Below are 18,316 nucleotides of genomic sequence, written 5' to 3'. Positions count from 1 at the left end.
GCCCCGGCGCCGACCACCCACACCGGGGCGTCGGCGGGCCCCGGCCCGCCGCCCCCCTCGGCCCGGTCCGGCCGCCAGGCCGGCAGGACGCGCAGACCCGGATCGGCCAGCTCGAGCCCGGTGAAGAACCGCTCGATCTCAGCCCGCGACCGGACCTTCATGGTGACGCCCTGACGGCGGTAGACCTCCGCCACCTGCGCCCAGGCTTCGGGACGGAAGTCGCCGGTCAGATGCGACAGGGCCAGGTAGCTGCCGGACGGCAACGCGCTCAGGAGCCGCGCGACGATGGTCCAGGGATCGTCCTCGTCGCCGACGAAGTGAAGAATCGCGAAGAGCAGCAGCGCGACCGGGCGGTCGCGGTCGATCGTGTCCTTCAGCCGCGCCGAGCCGAGGATCGTGTCGACGTCGCGCAGGTCGGCGTCGATGTAGTCGGTGCGGCCGTCGGGATGGCTGGTCAGCAGCGCGCGGGCGTGAGCCAGCACGATCGGGTCGTTGTCGACGTAGACGATCCGGGCCCGGCGGTTGATCTGCTGGGCGACGTGGTGCACGTTGGGGGCGCTCGGTATTCCGGTGCCGATGTCGAGGAACTGATCGATGCCCTGCTCGGCCAGGAACCGTACCGCCCGGCGCAGGAACAGCCGGTTCTCGCGGGGCGGGATCCGGCTGTCCGGGTTGGCCTGCAGGCCTTTGCGGGCGGCTTCCCGGTCGGCGGCGAAGTTGTCCTTGCCGCCGAGCAGGAAGTCGTAGACGCGGGCCGGATGGGGGCGATCGGTGTGCAACTCCGGCCGGGCCGCCAGGTCCGGATCGTCGCGCTCGGCCATCGACTCGTCCTTTCAGCGCCACGGTTCGGTTCCGGAGAGCTTAAGGAACGGAGACGGCCCGGTCGAGTGCCCGGTGACGGTGATCGATCTCCGGCGCCGCGTTGTCGACGACAAGTTCAGCCGAGGGGCAGGGCCGGGGCGGTGGTGACCCAGCCGCCGTCGACCGGCAGCGTCTGCCCGGTCACGTACGCCCCGGCCGGCGAGACCAGGCACAGCACTGCCGCGGCCACTTCCTCCGGTTCCGCCGCCCCCTGATCCGGTTCCTGATCGGGCGTAACGCGAAGCCGGAGCGGCCACTCCGGGAGCGCGGCGGCCGAGCGGACCGTCCGCTAGGGGGCCGGTCGACGCCATCATCGAGGTCAGCGCAGCAATGTCCATTCGGTCGTGATGTTCACACCCGGGGCCGTACAGGTGAAGCGGGTCGGCCCCGCCGGCAGGTCGGGCATCGAGAAGCGGCCCAGCTCGTCGGCGGTCGCCTCGGTCGTGGTGCCCGGCTGTTCCGCCCGGAGCCGGGCGCTCCGCGGCGGGACTACCTGCCCGACGATGCGCAGCCGGTCACCGGAGCGGCTGACCTCGATCTCCAGCGTGAGACCGTCGGCCTCGAACGTCAGCAGCCACACCCCGCCGCCCCGCACCGCGCCCGCTGTCTCCAGGCTCTCGGCGACGAGCCGGGCGAGCTGGGTGTCGAGCGCACGCCAGCCGAGGCTCGCGCCCGCGGCCTCGACGACCTGATCGGGGACCGGATCCATCTCGCCGAGCAGTCGGCCGAGCCGGGCCGCGAGCTCGTCGTCGGAGTCGCCGCCGAAACGTTCGTCGTCACTCGTGGTCACTGGCCGCGCCTTCCCTTCCCGAGTGATGCAGGTCGTTACGCAGACTGGCCAGGCAGCGCGACCGCGACGGGCCGAGCGACCCGATCGGCATGCCGAGGGCGGCGGCCGCGGCGGCGTACCCGTCCGCCGGCTCGACCACCAGGACGCGCAGGATCTCCTGGCAGCGCGCGGGCAGGCGGCGGAACGCCTGCCACAGCTCTTCGTCGCGGGCGGCCGTGACGACCCCGTAGGACGGGTCCTCCTGCTCCTCGCCGGGCATCGCGGTCGCGTCGAATTCGGCCACGGGCACGTCCCGCCGCTTGCGCATCAGATTCACCGCCTCGTTGCGGGTCGTGGTGGCCAGCCACGAGCCGAGTGCCTGCGCGTCGCGTACCTGATCGATGCGTTCCACCAGCCGCAGCCAGGCCGCCTGGCTCACGTCGGCCGCGTCGGCCGAGCTGAGCCGGAAGCTGCGCGCCACGGCCCAGACCAGGCCGGCGTACCGTTCGACGATCTTGTTCCAGGCCCCTTGATCGCCGGCCGCCGCGGCATGGAACGAGACGGCGACTACGTCGTGATCCATGACACCACAGCCTAGTCCCGCGATGGCCTATGTGGATCGTTCACGTCAGCGCCGGGCAGCCGCCGATGCGGGCGTGCGGGGCGGCTTTCAGGCCGGCGAGCGCCGCCACCGGACCGGCACCGGTGACCAGTTTCGCGATCGCGGCGCCGGCGTGCGGTGTCGCGAACGAGGTGCCGCTCCACGTGGCCCAGCCCTGGGGGAAGACCGGATCGTCGATGAACGTGCTGCGGATGCCGGCACCCGGCGCCGCGAGTGTCACCCATGATCCGGTGTTGCTCCAGTCGCACAGCTGCTGCCCGTCATGCGCGGCCACCGCGACCATCTGGTCGCTCCACGAGGCGCCGGCTCCGGCGAAGGCGGCCGGCCAGAACGGATCGGTGCTGTTGCCGTCGTTGCCGGCGGCCGCCACGGCCACCCGGTCCTGGCCCGACAGGGCCGTCCGCAGGGCCTGCGCGACCGCCAGGGGCGGCTGGTTGTCGATGGTGTACCCGCCGAGCGACAGGTTGATGATCTGGGTTCCCGGATCGATGCGGGCCAGCGCCGCCACGACGTCGGCCTCGGTGCACACCCCGAAGGTGTCCAGCACCTTGACGACGCTCAGCCGCGACTCGACGGCGTGCGCGGCGTAGACGCCCCCGATGAAGTTGGCGTGCCCGACGTCCCCGTCGAGGACGCCGTCCCGATCCACGTCGGTGGCCTCCTCGTACTCGACGCCGTTCGCCCGCAGGAACGTACTGGGCAGCGGGGTCCGGCTCCAGAGCCCGGTGTCGATGATCGAGACGGCGACCGGGCTGCTGCCACCGGTCGCCGCGGGTGCGGCCAGCGCGGTGGGCGCCGCGGGCGCCGGTGGACCGTACGGTCCACCATGGTTGAACGGACTGGCCTGGAAGACGTGGTGCGGACTGGCCACCCGTACGCCCTGGGGAAGCGCGCGATGGATGCCTCGGACGGCGGCGAGCACGTCGATGCCCGGGACGTGCAGCCGGTACACACCCGGCGTCACCTCCTCGTCGCCCTGCGGATCCGGGAACGCCGGGTTGCCGTGCAGGAACCGCATCACGTGGTCCCGGCCCTCCAGAGTGATCAGCAGTTCGTCGGCGCGGTACCACGCCGGCGGGTAACCGGCCGTGGCCGGCCGCAGCCACGGCAGCCGGGAGAGCCGGGCCTGCCGGCGGGTGCGGTAGCTGTTCAGCGGGTCCTGCGGTGCGGGCATCTCGTCACTCCAGTTCGGTGGAAAGCCGGCCGGTCGGTTCGGGTACGGCGGGACGGACGGTCACCCCATCGACGCTGATACGTACGGTAGGCGTCAGCTTCCGGACAGCTATCCGCTGTGGCACGATCGCAGCGTGGCGGTACGCGTGAACCAACCGTCCGGCAGCCCCGCAGCCGCCGCGCTGCACGTCGTACAGGCCGATCCCCGTCGCGCCCGCGAGCTGGCGCTCGACGCCGGACGCCGAGCCCGGCCGGCCGGCGATCGAGCCGAGGAATGCGTCGCCGAACGGGCGCTCGGGCTGGCAGCACGCGAGCTGAACGACTCGCGCGCCGCGCTGAGGCACCTGCGCCGCGCGGTCCGGCTCGCGGACACCGGCGGCCTGGCCCGGCCGGCCGCGGAGGCACGCATGAGCCTGGCCCTGGTGCTGGCCGAGGCCGGGCGGCCGGACCGGGCGCTGCGGGAGATCGACGCGGCGGCACCGGCACTGCAGGGGCTGCCGGCGGCCCGGCTGACGATGCAGCGGGCGTTGATCCTGGATCGGCTCAGCCGATTCGATGAGGCGATGGCCGGCTACACGAGTGCGATCGCCGACTTCCGCCGCTTCGGCGATTCCCTCTGGGAGGCTCGGGCGCTGACCAACCGTGGCGTGCTGTACACGTACCGGGGCCACGTCCGGCAGGCCGAGTCCGACCTGCTCGCGGCCGAACACCGGTACGCGGAGCTGGGGCAGGACGCCGCGCTCGCCCAGGTCCGGCACAACCTCGGCTTCGCCCGGGCCCGGGCCGGCGACCTGCCGGCGGCGCTGCGCTGGTACGAGCGCGCCGACGAGTACTTCGCCCGCACCTCGCGCCCGGCGGTGGCGCTCATGGACCGGGCGGAACTGTTGCTGGACGCGCGGTTGCTGCCGGAGGCGCGCGCGACCGCCGGTGCGGCGCTGAAGGCGGCGAAGGCGAGCCGGATGGGCTTGTTCGAGGCCCAGGCACAGCTGATGGTCGCCGAGGCCGCCCTCGCCGCCGGTGACGTGACGGCGGCCCGGGCCGCGGCCGCCACCGCGCGCCGGGCCTTCGCGCGCCAGCAACGGCCGGCCTGGTCCGCGCTGGCCCGATACGTCGAACTTCGCGCCGGCGGAGGCCCCGAGGACACGCGGCTGCGCCGGGCCCGCGAGGTGGCGGCCGCGCTCGCCACGGCCGGATGGGCCGCCCCGGCGCTCGACGCCCGGTTGCACGCCGCCCGGCTCGCCCTCGCGCGGGCCGCCGCCGAACCCGCTCACGCCACCCGCCTGCTCCGGGCCGCGTCCGCCGACCTGCACGCGGTCGAGGCGGCCGGCCGCCGGGGTCCCGCGCACCTGCGTGCGCGGGCCTGGCACGCCAAAGCCTTGCTGCGGGAGGCCACCGGGGACACCGCGGGGGCGCGGCGTGCCCTGCTCGCCGGCATGACGGTGCTGCGCCGGTACAGCGCCGCGCTGGGCGCCACCGAGCTGCGTACGCTCACCGGCGGTTACGCCACCGATCTCGCCACCGCCGGACTCCGGCTGGCCGTACGCGGCGGCCGGCCCCGGTCGATCCTGTGGTGGGCCGAACGGTGGCGCGCGACCGCTCTGCGCCGGCGCCCGACCCGCCCGCCGGACGAGAGCGCGCTGGCCGCGGATCTCGCCCAGCTGCGCCGGGTGCACGCGGAAGCCGAAAGCGCGACCACCGGCCTGCCGGCGCTGCTGCGCGAACAGCGACTGCTGGAGGAGCGGATCCGCCGGCGCAGCTGGCAGGCCGCGGACGCCTCGGCGGCCTCGCGCGAGACCGGCGACTCGCTGCGGCGACTGCCCGACCGGCTGGGCGACGCGACCCTGGTCGAGCTGCTCGACATCGACGACATCCGGTACGCCGTGGTGGTCTCCGCCGCCGGCTTCCGTTGCCGGCGCCTCGGGCCGGTATCGGAGCTCGGCCGCGAGCTCGAAGCCCTGCGTTTCGCGCTGCGCCGCATCGTCCACCGGCACGGCACGGCGGTTTCCCGCGCGGCCGCCCGGGAGGCGGCCCGGTCGGCGCTGCGCCACCTGGACGACTTCCTGTTCGGGCCGCTGCGTCTCCGCCTCGGCGCCGGCCCACTGATCGTGGTGCCGGTGGGCGAGTTGCACGCCACGCCGTGGGCGCTGCTGCCGACCTGCCGCGGGCGGCCGGTCACGATCGCGCCGTCGGCGTCGAGCTGGCTCGCCGCCGGTGAATCCGCCACCGGACGACCGGCGCCCGGGCCGGACAAGCCGCCGGTGCTCGTGGCCGGCCCGGGGCTGCGGCACGCGGACGAGGAGATCCGGCGACTGGCGCCGGCGATCCCCGCGGCGGCCACGCTGATCGCGGCCGAAGCGACGGTCGACGCCGTCAGCGCCGCCCTCGACGGCGCCCCGCTGGCCCACGTCGCCGCCCACGGCACGTTCCGGGCGGACAATCCGATGTTCTCGTATCTCCACCTGGCCGACGGCCCGCTGACCGTCTTCGACCTGGAACGGCTGCCCCGTCCACCTCGGACAGTCGTCCTGTCGGCGTGCAACGGCGGGCTGTCCGCCGTCCATCCGGGCGAGGAGCTGATGGGGCTGACCGCGGCGCTGCTCGGCCTCGGCACCCGTACGGTGCTGGCCAGCGTTCTTCCGGCCCAGGACGCGGCGACGGCGGAACTCATGATCGCAGTGCACCGGCGCCTGGCCGCGGGAGACGGCCCGGCGCAAGCCCTGGCCCAGGCCCAGATCGCGGCCGGGACGGGCCTGGATGAGGACACGGTCAGCGCGGCCGCGTTCAGCTGTTTCGGAGTCGGATCGGCCGCGGCCTGACGTTTTGTCAAGCATCCGACCGTCGGTATCAGGAGGACGGTAGCGGGGCGTCTGCCGGGAGCCGCCCGACAGCCGGGCGGTACGAACCGAACGGAGCTACCGTGACCGACCTGACCGCGTACACGGCGGACAACCCGCACGAGTTCGCCCTCGGCATCTGCGCGAACCTGCGCGAGACGCTGGGTGTGGACGTGCTGCCGATCCTCACCTCACCGGCCGTTCCCGAGCCGGAACGGATCCGCCGCGCCGCCGGGCTTCTGCTGGAGGGCATCCTCGACCGCGCCGACCGCGAGCAACTGAACGACTTCCTGTCCGACCCGACCGACCCGGCCGAGAACCCGACCATCGCGTGGCTGCTGGGTCTGCCGGCGGTGCCGGGTGCCATCGAGCCCGAACCCAACATGGCGATCTCCGAGAAGGACGCCCTCACCCTCCAGGGGTACGAAGGGCAGAAGGTGTACGACTACGTGTTCACCCTGACCAAGCGGTTCGAGCTGATGGCCACGTCGACCACCGTCGGCCAGCTCGTGGCCCAGATGGCGGCCGGCGCCGTCATCTCGGTCGGCGTACCCATGGCGGTCGGGGTCATCAAAGCCCTGCGGGCCGGATCCAAGCTGCTGGCGGCCATGAAGCTCGGCATCACCGGCATCGGCATGAAGACCGCCATCACCGCCGTCGTGGTGGTGCTCGCCGCGCTGCTCTTCTACCTGCTGTACGAGAACCCGAAGAAGATCCTCGGCGTCGTCATCAACAACACCGACGAGAACTTCGCCGTCGCCCGGTGGGACCAGGCCGGCGGCAACCTGCACATGGAGCACGGCGAGATGGTCAACTTCATGCAGGACAACTCCGATGGGCTCGACTCCCCCACGCTGCAACTGAAGCAGCGGGTGAGCTTCGGCCCCGGCGACCCGGACAACATCGTCTTCGCCGGGTTCTACTTCGCCGATCGCAACATCGGCTTCCGCGGCGCCGAAGGGGTGGCCGTCTTCACCTCGACCACGTCGTCGCTCAGCTGGGCGCACATGTTCGCCGTGCCGTACACCAGCGACAACGGCACCAACGCCCGCTGGCTGGACACGCCGCCGGACGATCTGTCGAAGCTCTACCGGGACATGTACGACTCCCGCAAGACCCGGGTCGACTTCACATCGAACTCGTTCCGGTTCGTCTCGACCGTGAACAACGCCCGCGGCGGCGTGGTGGCCTGCATCGCCGCGATCAACGGACCGCAGTGATCACGACTGCCCGGGGGACTCGGCGCGTCCGCCGCCCCCGGGCAGTTCCGCCAACTCGTCCTTCGCGCACCTACGACGGGCGGTTCCGTCCACTAGCGCCGAGACCAGCCACTACGCCGCCAGGGCCCTCGCCGGCCCGCGGTGCAGGGGTCGGCGGCCGGCCGGTGGCTCTGGCAGATCCGCCCGGCGGCGACCGACGTGATGCCCGCCGCTCCGGATTGCCAGCATGCACCGCGCCGACGGGGAGATCGGCGGCGTCCGGAATCGAGCGCTAAATCGCTCGGCGTAGTAATCAGCGCGATAGAGCGGTGGACGGAGTAAGGCGTGCGGACGAACTGGGTCGTTGGCCGGGCTCGGGTCTGCTGGTCCTGGCCAGCCTGGCCGACGGGGCGAAGCACGGCTACGCGATCACGACCAATGTCGCCGAGCAGGTCGGGGTGACGCTCGGGCCGGGCACGCTTTACGCCGCCCTCGCGTCGCCTCCGTCGACACGCGCAGAAGCGTGACTCGGACGAGCGGCGCCGACTCGACTCGGCACGTTCTCAAACTGGCCGAGGAAGCCACTCGGCACAACGACACAGGCTTCCACCTCGACATCGCCAGACGACTCAGCGCCGACCAGATCACTACCCACCTCTACAGACCGAAGCGGGCCAGAGCACGAAGAGCAAGGAGCAGGCGGCTAACGCACGCTCCGAATCGCTATTCCCAGATCGTCCGGCTATTGGCATGGAGCACCGATGATGGTGCAGTGACTCGAATGTTCGGCAAGCGACCTCGGCGGCGGTTTCGGGTGATGCTGCTGATCATGGCGCTCGTGTTCGCCGGCGCAGGGGCTTTGGCGTGGCGGCGGCCGTCAGTCTGGCGATTGCCCCACCTTGGGTGGGCTGGCATGGAGCAGGCCAGTTGGGTCGCAGGCATCCTGGCCGCCGTGTTCGCATTGACTTCGATTGTTCTCGACCGTCGCGATGCACGCCGGGTTGTTCGTCAGCGCTTGTCAGCGCAGAGCCTGGTGCAGGTGGGTCGGATTCCACCGCAAGCGGCCTGGTTTCAGAACCGACAGGTAAGTACCGACCTAGCCAAGGCTGCCCAGATGGGACATACCGCGGTATTAACACAGGTCCTTTCCGGAATGGGCGGTGTCGGCAAAACCCAGTTGGCTGCTCAGTTCACTCGCCGGATGGTTGCCGCAGCCGAGCTGGACGTGCTGGTGTGGGTCGTAGCCTCAAGCCAGGACGCGATCGTCGCCGCCTATGCCGAGGCAGCACGTGAGCTTCGGCTAGCCGATGCGAACAGCTCGCCCGAAGGCGCTGCCGCGCGCTTCGTGGGCTGGCTGGAACGTACGCGTCGGAGTTGGCTGATCGTGTTGGACAACCTGGACGCTCCGGCCGATGCGGCAGGTTGGTGGCCACCAGGAAACCCCAGTGGCCGTACAATCGCGACCACCCGTCGCCGCGATGCCGTCCTGCATACCGATGGCCGAACCCTTGTGAAAGTCGATCTATTTACCGCCCGCGAGTCGGTCGACTACCTCACCCGCGCCCTCGGTGAGCGCACCCGCAACGGCGATGTGGAACTTCTCGCCGAAGATCTCGGCCAGCTACCCATTGCGGTGGCACAGGCCGCGGCGTTCATCCGCGACAGAGGCCTCGATGCCGCCACTTATCGCCTGCGACTTGCCGATCGAATGAATCACCTGACCGATCTCGTCCCGCACGAGGATGCCCTTCCCGATGACCATCGGACCACCGTCGCGGCAACCTGGTCGCTTTCCATCGAGGCCGCCAACGACGCCGCTCCTCGAGGTTTGGCAGGTCCGGTACTGGCGATCGCCGCGATCCTGGACGCTAACAACGTCCCTGCCGAGCTATTCAGTACTGAACCGGTCCTGGGCTACCTAGGCAGCAATCGTGGCAACGGCACCGTCGCGTCTCAGGCCGATGAGCAGGGCGTAAACGAAGCGCTGCACACTCTCCATCGTCTTAATCTTGTCACCTATGACCGGCAAGCCGGAACGATCCGAGTCCACGCTCTCGTCCAGCGGGTCACGCGCGAAGGGACCGTAGCCCGTCAGTTCGCTGCCGCAGCCCAGGCCGCCGCCGACGCACTTATTCGCATTTGGCCGGTGATCGAACGCAACCCGGTGCGCAGCGAGATGCTGCGGGCAAACGCCGCGGCCTACGCCACAACGCCGGCGACATTTTGCTGCTGCCCAAGGCCCACCCGGTGCTGTTCCGTGCTGGCCAGAGTTTCGGTGAAACCGGTCTCGTCCAGCGAGCCGCCGTCGCGTTTGAAGAGCTACTCATTGACGGTCTACGCGTACTTGGCCCGGATCACCCTGACACCCTCGCCACCCGCCAACACCTCGCCCGATGGCGCGCGGAGGCCGGCGACGCCTCGGGCGCCGCCGCTGCCTATGAGCATCTACTTATCGACGAGTTACGAGTCCTCGGCCCCGACCACCCCGACACGCTGACCACTCGTCACCATCTCGCCCGCTGGCAAGGAGAGGCCGGTGATGCGAGCGGTGCCGTCACGGGTCTGCGCCTGTTGTTGGATGATCAGGTACGGATACTCGGCGAAGAGCACCCCGACACCCTGACGACTCGTCATCATCTCGCTCGTTGGCGGGGCAGATCGGGTGACGCGAAGGGTGCTGTTGAAGCCCTGCAGAACCTCTTCAGGGAGCAGTTCCGGATTCTCGGCCAAGATCATCCCGACACGTTGAACACTCGCGGATTCCTGGCCTTCTGGCGTGGCCGGGCTGGCGATGCAGCGAGCGCCGTAGTCGCCTATGAACGCCTACTCCCCGACCAGGTGCGGATACTCGGCGACGATCACCCCGACGTCCTGATCACCCGCGGCAACCTCGCCCAGTGGCGCTCGTATGCAGGGAACCGGGGCGACGCCATAATCGACATGCATGACTTGCTGAATGACAAACTGCGCATATTCGGTTCAGATCACCCACACACGCTGGCCGCACGCCGCATGCTCGCCTGCTGGCGGGGGGAGGGAGGAGACGCGGTCGGTGCCGTTTCGGAGTTGCGAGACCTTCTCACTCACCAGCGACAGATTCTTGGCCCCGATCACCCTGAGACCGTAACCACCTGCAGCGACCTCGCCCGGTGGGAGGTCCAAGCGCGCAATGCCAACGGGCGCAAGTTCCTCAGGCGCCTTCTCTCGGGCAGGGTCGGGTAATCCTCGATCTAGGTCATCGCGGGGTCAGCCGCCGTAAGCCCAGGGACTCAGCGAGAAGTGATTGAGGCGACGAGAATCCGATCGTTCGGAATCAGAGGACAATTGGGGTCGTGTGACACGTTAACACCGGTCCCGATCAACGCAGTTTCATTGAAGATGGGGGTCGTCGCCCCAACCGCGCCGCGATGCAGCAGGTGTCCATCGGCTCAGTCTCGCGGCACTCCGAGGGCGCCGACCAACTCGGCGAACGTGTCCTTTGCGAGCGAGCCGTGCGCTGTGAGCACGTCGCGGACGGCGGCGGTCAAGCCCGCCCGGCCGGACCAGTCCAGCGCCGCCCGCAGAACCACATCCGGCGTCTCGGTAAGGCGCGGCGCGCCGTCCCGCGCCGCGACCTCCGGATGCAGGTACGTGTGCCAGCGCCGGCCGCTCGGGGTCAGCGCCTCCACGTCGGCGACATCACTGTCCAGGACATACGCCGAAATAGCCGGCGCCCCAGTGACGGTGACCGACTCGCTCAGCCCGCCGGCGCATCGCCGTCGAGCTGGATCCAGTGCCAGCCGCCACCGCGGTCCTCCTCGAACAGCGCCGAGGCGCCGCCGGAATAGGGTCCGCCGCCGGTGCGGGCCATCAGGATTCGGCCGGAATAGCCCTTGACGGTGAGCCCTGCAGCTCGGCGGCGTTACGGCGAGGCACGTAGAACGGCGGATCGTCTGGCGCGTCCGGCAGCGGCTCGCCCGGGCACAACACCGGCGCCAGCACCGGGAAGACGGGTTCGGCCACGGGTTGCCCGAAGTCCCGCCAGTCCTCGGTGGTCAGCCGCCAGTACCCGCCGTTGCCGACCGCCTCCACCTGAGCGAACGCGCCACTGGCCCGGAGCGCCGCCACGCCGCCGAGACGATCGCCGGCCGCTCGACCGTCAGCTGGAGTGCATCTGCCATGTCATCGGATCCTCGGCTCCTTCAGCCCGTCGGGCCGCCATTGTCCCCACGCGAACAGCGAGCCGATGGCGGCGACGACGCTAGCACCGACGTTCGTCTTTGACTGGGTCTGAACGAATCGGCTCGGATGATGGATCCGGCTCCCATCGAATTTCTAGAGTTTTGCCGAAATGTTGCGAAGCGGTGCGCCGATCAGGCCGCACGGCACGGATCCGCACCGCTGGCGACAGCCCCCCGTCAGGAAGGACGAGCCGTGACGAACCGGCAGAGCACCAAGTCCCGAATTACCAAGGATGTTTCTGGAAGTGATGGGGTATCGGCGCCTCGCCGGCGGTCGCTCCGGCGTACCGTCGTCAGCACCCTGGCCGCACTGACGCTGATGCCGATCGCCGCCGTCAGCCTCCCATCGCCGGCCAGCGCGGCCACCAATCAGTTCAAAGGCATGAACTGGGCGGTGCTGGGCGACAACTTCAGCACCGGAACGCTCGTGCTGCGGGGCCTGAGCTCGTCCGACAGCTACGCGACCGTCAAAGCCAAGGCCAACGCGCTCTACGACGACATGGCATCCATGGGCGTCAACACCGTCCGGCTGCCGGTCAACGCGTCCACGGTGGGCACCTCGTGGTGGAACAGCTACAAGGGCACCATCGACGCCGCCACCGGCCGCGGCTGGAAAGTGATCCTCGGCTACTGGGAGGACCAGAACGCCTCCGGCGGCAAGATCACGAACGTGAGCGCGTGGAACTCCATGTGGACCACCGTGATCAACGCCTACGGTGGCAACGGCAACGTCTACCTCGAGCCGATGAACGAGCCGCACGGCTACTCGTCGGCGGACTGGCGCAACCTCGCGGCAAGCTGGCTCACCACGCACACCGGTGCCAACAAGAGCCGGGTGCTCATCAGCGGCACCGGCTACAGCCAGGATCTCCGCGACCTGTGCGGTGACAGCCGCTTCAGCTCGACGCTGTTCGCGTTCCACATCTACACGTTCTTCTACGGCGCGCACGACACCGCGGGATGGCAGGATCTCATGAAGACCCGGCTCGGCAGCTGCGCCTCCCGCGCGGTCGTGACGGAATTCGGCGCGCAGATGGACAACGGCCTCAACTACGGCAGCAGCACCGACACGACCAATTTCGTCACCTACCTCCGCGGCGTCACGCAGGTCATGCGTGACAACAACATGGGCGGGGCGTACTGGCCGGCTCTGGGTGGCAAGCCGGGCGCCAACGGCTACGACCCATACTCGATGTTCTCCATGGGCGGCAGCGGAACGAACCTCACCCTGACCGTACGCAACGCGTCCGGACGCGACCGTGTCCGGTACGGCTGGGGCCTCTGAAAAAAGCTGGGTACGCGCCAGGGCCGTCGATGACCCTGGCGCGTATCGCCTGCTCCCCTGGTGGTTCTCCTCAGCCGGTGACGCCGGTGGAGGCGTCGATGGTCCAGGAGTCGCGGCAGGCCATCGACGCGGTGGTGCCGCTGATCGTCAACGGCTCCCAGATGTATCGCGAGTCGGTGAGGTTGCCCGAGTTCCACCGGTCGCCCATGAAGATGTAGCTGGTCCGGCTGGACCCGGCGACCGGCATGATCCAGGTCGCCTGCGAGTTGCAGGTGTTCGTGCCGGACGGGGCGAAGCTTCGAAACGACGACCAGGTGCCGGTGATCGAGCCGGCGGTGGCGTACTGGTTGTCGTTGGTCGACCAGCCGGTCAGGTGCGAGCCGAAGATGTAGTACGTGCTGCCGATCTTGGCCATGGACGGGGCTTCGTACTGGTTCAAAGTCTTGACCAGCGCCGAGATGCTGAGGAAGTCCGCGGACAGGCGGTAGATCTGGAGCTTCTGGTTGGTGCGGTCCTCGCTCATGAAGTAGCCGGTGCTGCCGTCGAGGAAGAGGCTGTCGTCGAGGCTGTCGTGGCCCAGGGGCTTGGCACTGCCGCGGTAGGTGTAGGCGCCGCAGACGCTGCCGCTGGTGGCGACACCGGCTTTACGCTCGGAGTAGTTGGCGTTGTCGATGTGCATGTACATGACGTACGTCGAAGTGGCGGCGTTGTAGATGACATGCGGCCGCTCGACGATCCGGTTCGGCCCGAGGTCGCCGCTGGACTGGCGGGTCAGGACATTGCGGACGAAGGCCCAGTTCTTGAGGTCGGTCGAGGAATAGCACTTGATGTTCTGGAAGGGCGACCCGTTGGTCTTGTCCTCGCCGAGCCAGTAGTAGGTGCTGCCGACCTTGGTGATGCCGCCGCCGTGGGCCTGGATGACGTTGCCCGAGGTGTCATACCAGACGGTGCCGGGGTAACGGGTGACCGTCGCGGCTTGGGCCGGTTGGGCGACCGCGAGGGCACCCAGGACTGCCGCGAGGACGGCGATCAGTCGTTTCATACCACTGCTCCTTCAAGGCAGAGATCAGAGCTTGTCGATGTCACCTTCGTAACGGCCCGGCCATCGGCGGCGCCACAATCCGGAACCTTGTCGGCAGAAGCGTTCAAACTCGCTCAGGCGCGGGACGCCGCGGGCGGTCGACTTGACTGGGCTGTACAAGCGTTTAGTATGCTGAACATGAGTTCAGCGACCGACGACGGCGACCTCACCGCACGAGCGAACATCCGTAACGCCGCCCTGCGCCTGTTCGCCGAGCGCGGGCCCGATGCCGTCACGGTCCGGGAGATCGCCGCGGCGGCCGGCGTGTCACCAGCGCTCGTGGTGCATCACTTCGGCAGCAAGGACGGACTGCGCGCGGCGGTGGACGACCATGCCGCGCAGGCCTTCGACTCGCTGTTCGCGATGGACGACCAGGCCCTGGCCGAGGCGCTGACCGGGGACGGCTGGGGCTCGGTGGCCGAGATGTTCGCGCGTGCCTTTCCGCACGGTTCCCCGCTGCCCGCCTACCTGCGCCGCTTGATGCTCACCAACGACCCGGCGGGCGCGGCGCTGTTCGGTCGTTGGTACGCCCTGACCCGCCGGCTGCTCGACGCCATGACCGAGAAGGGTGCCGCCCGGCGGGGTGAGGACCCGGCCGTCCGGGCCGCGTTTCTGCTGGTGAACGACCTTGCGCTGATCCTGCTGCGCAACCAGGTCGCGGCCGCCATCGGGGTCGATCCCCTGACTCCGGAGGGCATCACCCGCTGGGCCAAAGAGGTCGCGGCCGTCTACACCGAGGGTGCGTTCGCGGGCGCACCCGGGGAGGAACCCTCGTGACCGACCACACCCCCGTCATTCAGATTCAGGGACTCGTCAAGACCTTCGGGAAGGTCCGTGCCCTCGACGGCCTGGACCTGACCGTGGGCCCGGGCGAGGTGCACGGCTTCCTCGGCCCCAACGGGGCCGGCAAATCCACCACCATCCGCATCCTGCTCGGACTGATCCGGGCCACCGGCGGTCGCGTCGGCCTGTTCGGCGCCGATCCCTGGCGGGCCGCCGCCGAGCTGCACAGGCGCCTCGCGTACGTCGCCGGCGATGTCGCGTTGTGGCCCGGCCTGACCGGCCGGCAGTGCCTGGACGTGCTCGGCGCCACGCACGGCGGAGTCGACGAGAAGCGCCGCGAACACCTGATCGAGCGCTTCGATCTCGATCCGGCGAAGCGGATCCGCGACTACTCCAAAGGAAACCGCCAGAAGATCGCCCTGGTGGCCGCGTTGGCCGCGGAGGCCGACCTGCTCGTACTGGACGAACCGTCGTCCGGACTCGACCCCTTGATGGAGCAGGTATTTCAGCAGTGCGTGCGTGAGCGGAAGGAAGACGGCGTCACGGTGCTGCTGTCCAGCCACATCCTCAGCGAGGTGGAGTCGCTGGCCGACCGGGTGAGCATCATCCGCCGGGGCCGCACCGTCACCACCGGCAGCCTCGCCGATCTGCGCCGCCACACGCAGACGTCCGTGCATGCGGTCACCGCCGCGGAACCCGAGGGCCTGGACGGCGCCGACGGCGTGGCCGGCTACCTCTCCGAACGGCTGGACGGGCATGTCGACATCAGGTTCACGATCGACGCGGAGCACCTCGACGCCGGGATCGGGCGGCTGCACGCCGCGCGGATCCAGACCTTGACCGTCACACCGCCGAGTCTCGACGCGCTGTTCCTGCGCACGTACGGGGAAGCCGCCGACCTGCTCGCCGGCGCCGAGCGATGAGCGCGCACCGGCACGGCCTGGGCGTCATGGCCGACATCGTCTGGCGCACCCGCCGTCGCGGCATTCTCGTCTGGGTACTGGCCCTCGCCGCGGGCATGATCGGAACGGCGGCGGCCGTCGCCGGCCTCTACGACACCCCCGCCAAGATTCACACGTACGCCGCGGCGGTCACGTCCGGCCGCGCGCTGGCCGCCATCAACGGCCACGTCGAAGGCATCGACACTCTGGGCGGGGTGATCCAGGACGAGTTCGGGCTCCTGGCCTCGTTCCTGCTTCCGCTGCTGGGCATCGGGCTGATCGCCGGTTCGACGCGACGCGAGGAGGAGTCCGGCCGCCTCGAAACGGTCCTCGGCGGCCGGATCGCCCGGCACCAGCCGGTTCTGTCGGCCCTCATCGTCGCGACCGCGGCCGTGGTCCTCACGTCCGTTCTGTTCGGCGCGGGACTGGCCGCCTGCGGCGTCGCGGTGTCCGGATCGATCCTCTACGGCGCGGCGCTCGGCGCGCTGGCCCTCACGTTCGCCGGATTCGCCGCCCTGCTGGCGCAACTCGTGCCGCACACCCGCGATGTCTATACCGGAAGCCTGATCGCGCTGGCCGCGGCGTATGTTCTGCGCGGCGTCGGCGACACGACGACGGGCTGGTTGACCTGGCTGTCGCCGCTGGGCTGGGCGGAGAAGACGGCACCGTTCGGGGAGCAGCGGTGGTGGGTGCTCCTCATCCCGGCCGTCGCCGGTGTCGCCTCGGGCGGCGCCGCCGTCCGGCTGGCCGCTCGCCGCGATGTCGGGAGCGCCCTGCTGAGCCGCGGCCCGAGCCGGGCACGTGCCACTCGGCTCCGGCGACGGCCGGTCGGCTTCGCGATCTGGATCCACCGGCCGGCGACCGTGGGCTGGCTCGCGGGCGGGATCCTGCTCACCGCCATGATGGGCTCGCTGAGCCGGCAGCTGCTCGACGCGATGGCCGGCAACGACGCGCTCGCCGAGGCCATGGGCGTCGGCGGTGGACGGCCGCGGGACGGCTTCGTCGCCGCGACCCAGCTCTACCTCGCGATCATCGCCGCCGGGTACGTCGTCCAGGCGATCGGCACGCTCCGCACCGAGGAGACCGAGGGCCGCTTGGAGGTCCGGCTCGCCGGCACGCTCTCCCGCCTCCGCTGGCTGGCGATCCACGGCAGCGTCATCGGGGCGGGGCTGGTGCTCCTCGTCGTCATCTCGTCAGCGGTTCTCGCGCTGTCGACCGCGTGGTCGCTCGGGAACACCGGTGAGTCCGGCCCGGTCATGCGGGCCGCCCTGGACTACCTGCCGGCGGAACTGGTGTTCGCCGGGCTCGCGCTGGCCTTGTTCGGCTTCTGGCCCCGAGGCTTCGGGCTCACCTGGGCGGCGTACGCCGCGGCAGCGTTCCTCGCCCTCCTCGGGCCCGGCCTGAAGCTGGCACAGTGGGTGCTCGACCTCGCACCCACAACGCAGGCCGGGAACCCTCCGCTGGGAACGGCCGACCCCGGCGGCCTGGCCGTGCTGGGCGGCCTCGCCATCGTGCTGGTGCTGGCCGGATTCGTCGCCTTCCGCCGCCGCGACCTGCCGCAACGCTGATGACACCCCGCCCCGGTCGCCCTCAGGAGCAGAGCGCCCGCGGTCGATAGTGAAAGTACGGGGACGGACGCGCTACGAGGAGACGTCATGGTGAAAGAGCGTGGCGACACGGCGCAGCAGATCGCTGACCTGCTGCGCGCCGCCAAGGGGTCGCTGGGGCTCAGCCTGGCGTTCCTGAGCCGGATGGACGGCCTCACCCAGCACCTCGAAGTGGTCGAATCGGCCTCCCCGGCCCCGCTGAGCGACGGCGCCACGCAACCGCAGGAGACGTCTTTCTGCCAGGCGGTCATGGACGGGCGCCTCCCGTCGGTCATCCCGGACGTCGAAGAGTTTCCCGACGCGATGCGGTTGCCGGGGGCGCAGATGGGTGTCCGCAGCTTCGTCTCGGTGCCCGTCCTGCTCAGCGACGGCTCGGTCTACGGCTCGTTCTGCGCGGCCGGGTTCACCGCCGAGAAGGAGCTGACCGACCGCGACCGCGCGCTGATGGAGGTGCTGGCCCACGCCGCCGCCATGCTTCTCGAGCCCGACGTCCGCAAACGGCGCCGCAACGCCGAGATCGGCGGCCGGCTCCAGCCGTTGATCGACGACGGCGGGCCGGTCGTCCTGCTGCAACCGATCGTCGACCTGGCGACCGGGCACCGGGTCGGATCCGAGGCTCTCTCCCGCTTCCCGCAACAGTGGAACCAGCCGCCCGACGTCGTCTTCGCCGAGGCCGAGGCGATCGGGCAACGGGAGCACCTGGAGATTCTGGCGCTGCGGCAGGCCGCCGCCCATCTCCCCCACGTGTCCGGCTACGTCGCGATGAACGTCTCCGCCCGGACGCTGGCCACCCCGGCCTGCCTCGACCTGCTCGGCCACCTGCCCCTCGATCGCGTCGTACTCGAGCCAGGCGACGCCCACACCCGGGACCGCTACCAAGCCCCCCCGGCCCCCCCCGCACCCCCCCGGGGCCCCGGCCATCGCCGCGGGGTCGACGCCGG

The 18,316-nt window shown here is 70.3% G+C and carries 17 protein-coding genes and 3 pseudogenes; 11 read left to right on the top strand and 9 right to left on the bottom strand.

What is annotated here, in order from left to right; translation table 11 throughout:
- The 5 genes and pseudogenes from AB0M88_RS44010 to AB0M88_RS43990 all read right to left on the bottom strand — a co-directional run.
- On the bottom strand, positions 1-821 hold an 821-nt coding region (locus AB0M88_RS44010; protein WP_364112561.1), incomplete at its 3' end, for an SAM-dependent methyltransferase.
- A 116-nt stretch (positions 822-937) separates the two neighbouring features.
- Positions 938-1,084, bottom strand: a pseudogene (locus AB0M88_RS44005) (SDR family oxidoreductase); the annotation flags it as partial.
- A 96-nt stretch (positions 1,085-1,180) separates the two neighbouring features.
- Complete coding sequence (locus AB0M88_RS44000; RefSeq protein WP_364112559.1) at positions 1,181-1,651, bottom strand: carboxypeptidase-like regulatory domain-containing protein; 471 nt, start codon at positions 1,649-1,651, stop codon at positions 1,181-1,183.
- Positions 1,638-2,213, bottom strand: a complete 576-nt coding sequence (locus AB0M88_RS43995; RefSeq protein WP_364112557.1) for a sigma-70 family RNA polymerase sigma factor — start codon at positions 2,211-2,213, stop codon at positions 1,638-1,640. The genes AB0M88_RS44000 and AB0M88_RS43995 overlap by 14 nt, the downstream gene beginning before the upstream one ends.
- 40 nt (positions 2,214-2,253) lie before the next feature.
- Positions 2,254-3,426 carry a S8 family serine peptidase gene (locus AB0M88_RS43990; RefSeq protein ID WP_364112555.1) on the bottom strand — a complete coding sequence of 391 codons (1,173 nt, stop codon included), beginning with the start codon at positions 3,424-3,426 and terminating at the stop codon, positions 2,254-2,256.
- Between the two features lie 406 nt (positions 3,427-3,832).
- Here AB0M88_RS43990 and AB0M88_RS43985 point away from each other — a divergent pair, with 406 nt between their 5' ends.
- The 5 genes and pseudogenes from AB0M88_RS43985 to AB0M88_RS43965 form a co-directional block, all read left to right on the top strand.
- Positions 3,833-6,241 carry a CHAT domain-containing protein gene (locus AB0M88_RS43985; RefSeq protein ID WP_364112565.1) on the top strand — a complete coding sequence of 803 codons (2,409 nt, stop codon included), beginning with the start codon at positions 3,833-3,835 and terminating at the stop codon, positions 6,239-6,241.
- Positions 6,242-6,342: 101 nt separating this feature from the next.
- Entirely contained in the window at positions 6,343-7,479 is a 1,137-nt protein-coding gene (locus AB0M88_RS43980) for a hypothetical protein (RefSeq protein ID WP_364112553.1), read from the top strand.
- Between the two features lie 308 nt (positions 7,480-7,787).
- Positions 7,788-7,985 (top strand): hypothetical protein, encoded by a 198-nt coding sequence (locus AB0M88_RS43975; protein WP_364112551.1) that lies wholly within the window; start codon positions 7,788-7,790, stop codon positions 7,983-7,985.
- 254 nt (positions 7,986-8,239) lie between these two features.
- Positions 8,240-9,031: pseudogene (locus AB0M88_RS43970) on the top strand (NB-ARC domain-containing protein); the annotation flags it as partial.
- Between the two features lie 674 nt (positions 9,032-9,705).
- Positions 9,706-9,888: pseudogene (locus AB0M88_RS43965) on the top strand (hypothetical protein); the annotation flags it as partial.
- 30 nt (positions 9,889-9,918) lie between these two features.
- Here the strand turns inward: AB0M88_RS43965 and AB0M88_RS43960 are convergent.
- Positions 9,919-10,194 (bottom strand): hypothetical protein, encoded by a 276-nt coding sequence (locus tag AB0M88_RS43960; RefSeq protein ID WP_364112567.1) that lies wholly within the window; start codon positions 10,192-10,194, stop codon positions 9,919-9,921.
- Between AB0M88_RS43960 and AB0M88_RS43955 the strand changes: the two genes are divergently transcribed.
- Entirely contained in the window at positions 10,078-10,680 is a 603-nt protein-coding gene (locus AB0M88_RS43955) for a tetratricopeptide repeat protein (RefSeq protein ID WP_364112563.1), read from the top strand. The two genes, AB0M88_RS43960 and AB0M88_RS43955, sit on opposite strands and share 117 nt — an antisense overlap.
- Positions 10,681-10,886: 206 nt before the next feature.
- Here the strand turns inward: AB0M88_RS43955 and AB0M88_RS43950 are convergent, their stop codons facing one another.
- On the bottom strand, positions 10,887-11,126 hold the full coding sequence (locus AB0M88_RS43950) for a hypothetical protein (protein ID WP_364112549.1): 240 nt from the start codon (positions 11,124-11,126) through the stop codon (positions 10,887-10,889).
- A gap of 181 nt (positions 11,127-11,307) precedes the next feature.
- A complete protein-coding gene (locus tag AB0M88_RS43945; RefSeq protein WP_364112547.1) occupies positions 11,308-11,565 on the bottom strand; it encodes a hypothetical protein in 258 nt (85 codons plus the stop codon).
- 432 nt (positions 11,566-11,997) lie between these two features.
- Here AB0M88_RS43945 and AB0M88_RS43940 point away from each other — a divergent pair, with 432 nt between their 5' ends.
- Positions 11,998-12,963 carry a cellulase family glycosylhydrolase gene (locus AB0M88_RS43940; protein WP_364112545.1) on the top strand — a complete coding sequence of 322 codons (966 nt, stop codon included), beginning with the start codon at positions 11,998-12,000 and terminating at the stop codon, positions 12,961-12,963.
- Positions 12,964-13,033: 70 nt separating this feature from the next.
- Here the strand turns inward: AB0M88_RS43940 and AB0M88_RS43935 are convergent, their stop codons facing one another.
- Positions 13,034-14,005: a family 43 glycosylhydrolase gene (locus tag AB0M88_RS43935; protein ID WP_364112543.1), complete on the bottom strand. Its 972-nt coding sequence runs from the start codon at positions 14,003-14,005 to the stop codon at positions 13,034-13,036.
- Between the two features lie 177 nt (positions 14,006-14,182).
- On the opposite strand from AB0M88_RS43935, the gene AB0M88_RS43930 reads away from it, so the two are divergent.
- The 4 genes from AB0M88_RS43930 to AB0M88_RS43915 all read left to right on the top strand — a co-directional run.
- A complete protein-coding gene (locus AB0M88_RS43930) occupies positions 14,183-14,821 on the top strand; it encodes a TetR family transcriptional regulator (protein WP_364112541.1) in 639 nt (212 codons plus the stop codon).
- The gene (locus tag AB0M88_RS43925) at positions 14,818-15,750 is read left to right on the top strand and encodes an ABC transporter ATP-binding protein (protein ID WP_364112539.1); all 933 of its coding nucleotides are present in this window, start codon (positions 14,818-14,820) and stop codon (positions 15,748-15,750) included. The genes AB0M88_RS43930 and AB0M88_RS43925 overlap by 4 nt, the downstream gene beginning before the upstream one ends.
- Entirely contained in the window at positions 15,747-17,336 is a 1,590-nt protein-coding gene (locus AB0M88_RS43920) for a hypothetical protein (RefSeq protein WP_364112537.1), read from the top strand. Before AB0M88_RS43925 ends, AB0M88_RS43920 begins: the two co-directional genes overlap by 4 nt.
- An 87-nt stretch (positions 17,337-17,423) precedes the next feature.
- Positions 17,424-18,316, top strand: an 893-nt coding sequence (locus AB0M88_RS43915) for a GAF domain-containing protein (protein WP_364112535.1), incomplete at its 3' end; no start/stop codon positions are given.

Origin of the sequence: Actinoplanes sp. NPDC051411, from assembly GCF_040682075.1 — a bacterium.
In the GTDB taxonomy this organism is placed as follows: domain Bacteria; phylum Actinomycetota; class Actinomycetes; order Mycobacteriales; family Micromonosporaceae; genus Actinoplanes.
The sequence above is the reverse complement of the archived record's forward strand: the minus strand, read 5'-3'. Positions and strand labels throughout refer to the sequence as shown.